This window comes from Desulfomonilia bacterium, from assembly GCA_036567785.1.
Taxonomy (GTDB): Bacteria; Desulfobacterota; Desulfomonilia; order UBA1062; family UBA1062; genus DATCTV01.
Genome location: DATCTV010000005.1, coordinates 45,305 through 51,419, shown reverse-complemented (window position 1 = coordinate 51,419; position 6,115 = coordinate 45,305). Strand labels below are relative to the sequence as shown.

Here is a 6,115-nt window from a genome sequence, read left to right as displayed (position 1 = left end):
ATGGCTCGTTTTTTTCTCAAAAAACCAAAACAGGCGCCTCATATGGGCGCCTGTCTGATTCAAAAATGGGTTCTTCAGGGACGACTATTTATTCCATAACGGCTTCCGGTTTTTATCTTCTGCTTTATGGCCTCCCTACTTTTGACTCAGTGCAAGCCTCAGGGTTTTTTCAATATAGTCAATATGCTCGATAGTAGCGAGCCTTGCGGCCTCAGGATCCCTTTTTTCGATTGCATGCCAGATCTTGCCGAGCTGTAAAAAAATTTTGCGCGAGCTTCCGCCCACGTTTGTAAGCTTTTTTCTGCTGTACGGGAATGCCCCCTTGAGTATGCCGGCAATCGTCTGTCTTATATGCATGAATACGGTATTTTTTGTCGATTCGGCCAGAAGGTCGAAAAATCTTGTATAAATAAGACCCCCCTCCTTTGTTACAAGCAGGGTATCGAGGCCTGCTTTTTCAGCACGTTCGGAAAGACTCTTCATTTCTGCGATCTGTTCAGGTGTAGCATTCTTGGCGGCAAGATATGCCGCTTCGGCTTCAATAAATCTCCTGACATAAAGAAGTTCCCATATTTTTGCGTGGTCGATAGATATCAGCTCTTCAAGAGTCGACATCATGGTATCGGCAACAGACTTGACAAATTTTCCCCTTCTATCCAGCGATTCAATATAGCCTCTTGCCTCAAGAAGCTTCATGGCTTCCCTCAGTGATATCCTGCTGATTCCGAACATCTGCGTCATCTCATGTTCGCTTGGCAGTTTGTCACCAGGCTTCAGCTTCCCTTCCGAAATCAGGTCAATAATCTGTTTTGAAACAAGGTTTGGAATATCGGGAGATTTTTCTATGCGGGAAATACCAAACGGCTTTGTCTCCATTACCCACCTCATTCATAATTTATTGTTTAGTTGTATGATAAACATACAATCTCAGACAGCTCAAGTCTTATCTTGCAGGTAACTCAGATTGAGGCTCTATGTTTAAAGAATCCTGACAGGCCTGAAGTCTATGCAGTCGGCCGAGGTAAAAACAAATCTGGTGTTAGCAATTGTCGTATTGAATCCCGAGTAGTCATTGCCGTCTATATGCATATGGCCGAAAACCCATGTATGTATATTGAATTCCTTCAGCATTTCGACCGCCTTTCCTGCCTTGCCGTCAGGTGAAATAGGCGGGAAATGTGTCATAATGATAATTTTTTCAGGATTTCCTGTAATTGTTTCAATTGAGTTTTTCAGCCTGCCCAGTTCCCTTTCGAACAGCTTTTCGTCATCGTCCGTAGTCTTTTCCAGGTTCAGAGAGGGGTCAATCCACAACCTAGAACCTGCTATGCCGATACCTTGAGTTTCATATGAACTGTTATGCAGAGGCATAACCGTAGCAGGTGCGATTTCTCTGACTTTTTTGAGCCCCTGCCACCAGAAGTCATGGTTTCCCTTTATTATGATTTTTTTCCCTGGAAGTTCTCCCAGAAATGCCAGGTCGGCCTTGGCGTCTATCGGTTTCATTGCCCATGATATATCTCCTGCTACAAGAACCAGGTCTTCATCAGAAATCATGCCGGTCCATTCTTTTCTAATGCGCTCAGGATGGGCATCCCAGTGCCGGCCGAATATATCCATCGGCTTATTCGAACCGAATCCGAGGTGAAGGTCTGATATGGCAAAGACTTTCATTATTTTTGTTTTTTAATATCCACTTATTTGCGATGTCCGGAATTGAAGCGGTTCAAAATTTCGCTAGCATTCCTGCAGTCTTTATCGATTTGTCTGATCAGCTTATCCTTGCTGTCGAATTTGATTTCTTTTCTCAACCGGTCGATGAATTCTATCGATATATGCCTGTTGTAGAGGTCGCCCTCAAAATCGAAAAGAAAGGCCTCAATCGAAGTTCCTTCATCGCCGAATGTCGGATTGTCTCCTATGTTAGTCGCCCCAGTATAACATTTGCCGTCAAGATATATATTTGTTGCATAAACCCCGTAAGCAGGAATCAAAGATTTATCAGGTCTTATATTTGCCGTAGGAAAACCTAGCAGCCTTCCCCGTGCCATACCGTGAACCACGGTGCCGGGAAGTCTGTACGGTCCTGATAATAACCTGGCAGCTCCGCAGACATCTCCCGATTTGATCATTGTCCTTATAAGGGTGCTTGATACGATTACCCCGTCCCTGATTACGGCAGGCATGCTTTCGACAAAAAACCCAAGTTCTTCTCCCTTCTTCTTTAAAAAAGGAATATCGCCCATCGCCCTGCGGCCAAAAACAAAATCATAGCCCACGACAACACCTTTCGCCCTTATCCCGTTCACGAGTATATCATTTACGAACCGCTCCGGGTGTGTATCTGCAAACTCTCTTGTAAACGGGACAACCACCATGAAATCCATTCCCAATGAACTTATAGCCTCAATCTTTTCATTAAGCGTGTATATGGTATTGGGTTCACTATTATTAATAACCGAGGCAGGATGGGGATTGAATGTGTAGACAACCGAAGAACCATGCAGGGCTGCGGCATGTTTTTTCACCCTTTTGAATATCTCCTGATGCCCGATGTGACAACCATCGAAGTTACCGATAGTCACAACAGGATTCTGTATTTTTGCAGCATCGATTTTGTCATTTCCCCAGAAAATTTCCATGTCCTCTATCCTTGACTTTTTCAAGGTTCAAAAGTATAGGTGAAAAGCTTTTGCATTGCAAGGGCATGTGCCGGGGTGGCGGAACTGGCAGACGCGCTAGGTTCAGGGTCTAGTGGGCGAACGCCCATCAGGGTTCAAGTCCCTGTCCCGGCACCATCAAATTTTTCCTGTTTCATCAATCAATAATAATTTCCTGTAAGATAATTAAACATAATCGTTTTCCCTATGCCGTGAACTGATATTTCCCGCAAAAATGAAGAGGATTATAAAATAAATTAAATCACTTGCCTAATTTCCGGCCGGATTTTAGAGTTGATTTATTTAAAGGCCCAATCTGAAGGAGGCACAAAGAAAATTTCTTATGACCGAGCAGAAAACAATGGAATCTTATTCAAACCTGGACCGGATGTTCATGCCTGAAAGTGTTGCGATAGTGGGTGTTTCAGCAGAAGGGTTCGGCTTCGGCCGAGGCATTCTTCTCTCGCACCTTGCAATAGGTTATGATGGCATTCTGTATCCCGTGAACAACCGCGGTGGCTCAATCGATGGGATGACCATCTACCCTTCAGTCGAAGCTATTCCCGGTAAAATCGATTTTGCAATCATAGCAGTCCCGGCCAGCAAAGTCCCTTCCACCCTGGAAGCCTGCCGGAAGAAGGGCGCTGTGGGCGCAGAAATCCTTTCCTCTGGTTTCAGGGAAATCGGCACTCCGGAAGGAATAGCACTTGAAGAGGAACTTGAAGTCATTTCCAAACGGGGCATCAGGGTGCTGGGCCCAAACTGCTTCGGAATATACTGTCCTAAATCAGGGCTCACGATGCTGCCGGGACCGGACCTTTCACGTGAACCGGGAAATGTGGCGCTTCTATCTCAAAGCGGCGGGCTTTCGGTGGATTTCGGTTTCACTGGAATGTGGAGGGGGATACGCTTTTCCAAGGTCATAAGTTTCGGGAACGGCTGCGACCTCAGGGAAACGGAGATGCTCCGATATCTCAGCCGTGATCCCGAAACGAAAGTCATCTGCATGTATGTCGAGGGGGTAAACGACGGACGAGAGTTTCTTTCCGCCCTGAAGGAAGCGACCAGGGAAAAGCCTGTCATAGTAATCAAGGGTGGCCTCTCGGATTCGGGAGGCAGGGCTGCGGCCAGCCATACCGCGTCACTCGGAGGACGTAAGGCCATATGGGAAGCAGCATTAAGACAATGTAATGCAATTCAGGTTCAGAATTTCGAGGAGATGAATGATGCGGCCCTGGCCTTTTCTCTATTGCCATGCAGGGATTACCGGGGATGTTCCATAACCGGAGGCGGCGGTGCACTGGGCATAGCGGCGGCTGACGCCGCAGAATCATTCGGGCTTGCCGTACCTCATCTTAGAAAGGATCTGCAGGCGGCAATTTTCGATGTCCTGCCCAAGCCGGGATCAAGTGCGGCAAATCCTATCGACATAGCAAATCCCTTTGTGTCTCCTCAGAGCATAAGGGAGATACTTATTCAGGCATCAAAAGACGAAAATGTTGACATCCATATTGTCATTCAGCTCCTGTACCACTACAAATCTCTGCAGGTAACAATGGGTGCAAAAAGCATAAAGGAAATTACACCCTACAGGGATCTGGTAAGGGCATGCCGTGAAGCAATTGAGATAGGCGGAAAGCCGGTTGTGCTAATCCTTCCTAACATCAGGCAGGAAGAGGAAGACATCGGGATAGAGGAAATGCTCAGAGAGACCCGCCGGCTGTTCACCGAGGCTGGCATGCCGGTTTATGACGATGTCGGAAATGCGCTGCGCGCGGTTGCCTCTGTTTCCAGGTTTTACAGGAGCAGGCAGTAAATGCTCGTCAGAACCGATATTATCATGAATAAGGAAAATCTTTACTTGACTGTACATACAAAAGACTCCTCATACATTCAGAAGCCACCCTTGAAGTGGATTCTCCATTATTGTAATATTTGCATCATGCTTAAGTGTTTAAGCTTTGTATTCCTGTCGATTCTCTTTAGTTCATGCGCAACGCTGTCCAAAGACATACACAGGGTTCCTTCATATGCCATAGAGCCCAGTGAAGACACGAAATTAGTTAAAGCCGTAGGAAGGGATTCGATTAAACATCCGGGTGACTCGGGCTTCTACATGCTGCCGTCGGACATGGATGCATTCATCGCCAGAGCCCTTCTCATCGATGGAGCCGATAAGACTCTTGATCTGCAGTACTACATCGTCAGCAATGACCTGTCGGTCGGCTTCCTCATTGAGAAACTTATTTCGGCCGCAGACCGCGGGGTCAGGGTGAGACTCCTTTTCGATTATGTGGGAACGGGGCTTTCCGAATCGCAGATGTGGATGCTTGATTCCCACCCGAATATAGAATTGCGGCTCTTCAATCCGAAGGGCAGCCTCCGCCAGCTGAACCACCGCATGCATAACAAGGCTTTTGTCGCTGATAACATCATCGGAATCGTAGGAGGCAGGAACCTTGCCGACGAATATTTCGGGGCCTCGAAAGACTCGAATTTTGCGGATATGGATTTGATTGCGGCGGGCCCTGTTGTAAAGGATATTTCCAAAAGCTTCGATATATACTGGAATTGCGAATGGGCCATACCGTACGAATACTTGTCGTCAAACAGGCCGGGAGCAGAAGAATTGGAAGAATCTCTCGAGTCTTTAAAAGAAACAAACAGAACTGCAATGAATTCCGAATACGCCATTCGACTCAAGCAATCGGACTTTCTGAACAGAATTGTCAGCGGCAGGTTCACCTACAGCTGGGCAAAAGGTAATGTCATATATGACCTGCCGGAAAAGATTGCTGGCAAAGGTGATATGGACTCAGACTCGAACCTAATGACGAGACTTCTGCCTCTTATAAGAGACACAAAATCGGAGCTGATTCTAGTTTCCCCTTATTTCGTCCCCGATAAAACCGTCATCGACATTATCGGAATGTTGCACAGCACAGGCATAAAAGTCAGAATAACTACGAATTCTCTGGCCTCCACAGACGTTATATCAGTATATTCAGGTTATGCCAGATACAGGAAGACACTTCTTCAGAAGGGTGTCGAGCTCTATGAAATGAGGGCCGATCCAGAAGAAAAAGGCAAAGAATCCAGAAGCGAAATCATGGGCTCGTACAGGGTAAGCCTGCACGCAAAATTTTATGTATTTGACAGGAAAGAAGCCTTTATCGGCTCCAGGAACCTTGATGCAAGGTCGAGAGAGCTTAACACCGAGATAGGCATCTTCGTTCAGAGTCCTGAAATTGCAGAACAGGCGGCAAAAATGTTTGAAGTATCGATGTTGCCGCAATATACATTCAAGCTGGAATTGTCAGACAAATCACGGCTTATCTGGAAAACGGAGGAAAACGGCAAAGAGGTCACATACACCCATTCACCCATGACCAGCCTGTGGCGGCGTTTTTCAGCCGGGGTCATCTCGATCTTCGCCCCTGAATCACAGCTATAAG

At 46.5% G+C, this 6,115-nt stretch carries 5 protein-coding genes and 1 tRNA gene; 3 read left to right on the top strand and 3 right to left on the bottom strand.

Annotated elements, in window-relative coordinates:
* Positions 1–135: 135 nt before the first annotated feature.
* From VIS94_02325 to VIS94_02315, 3 genes are all read right to left on the bottom strand, one after another.
* On the bottom strand, positions 136–876 hold the full coding sequence (locus VIS94_02325) for a FadR/GntR family transcriptional regulator (protein ID HEY9159906.1): 741 nt from the start codon (positions 874–876) through the stop codon (positions 136–138).
* A gap of 102 nt (positions 877–978) precedes the next feature.
* Positions 979–1,674, bottom strand: a complete 696-nt coding sequence (locus VIS94_02320) for a metallophosphoesterase (GenBank protein HEY9159905.1) — start codon at positions 1,672–1,674, stop codon at positions 979–981.
* Positions 1,675–1,697: 23 nt separating this feature from the next.
* Positions 1,698–2,642: a bifunctional riboflavin kinase/FAD synthetase gene (locus tag VIS94_02315; protein ID HEY9159904.1), complete on the bottom strand. Its 945-nt coding sequence runs from the start codon at positions 2,640–2,642 to the stop codon at positions 1,698–1,700.
* A 69-nt stretch (positions 2,643–2,711) separates the two neighbouring features.
* Here VIS94_02315 and VIS94_02310 point away from each other — a divergent pair.
* From VIS94_02310 to VIS94_02300, 3 genes are all read left to right on the top strand, one after another.
* Positions 2,712–2,798: transfer RNA gene (locus tag VIS94_02310), tRNA-Leu, on the top strand.
* Between the two features lie 223 nt (positions 2,799–3,021).
* The gene (locus VIS94_02305; GenBank protein ID HEY9159903.1) at positions 3,022–4,476 is read left to right on the top strand and encodes a CoA-binding protein; all 1,455 of its coding nucleotides are present in this window, start codon (positions 3,022–3,024) and stop codon (positions 4,474–4,476) included.
* 126 nt (positions 4,477–4,602) lie between these two features.
* The gene (locus tag VIS94_02300; protein HEY9159902.1) at positions 4,603–6,114 is read left to right on the top strand and encodes a phospholipase D family protein; all 1,512 of its coding nucleotides are present in this window, start codon (positions 4,603–4,605) and stop codon (positions 6,112–6,114) included.
* Position 6,115: the final 1 nt, after the last annotated feature.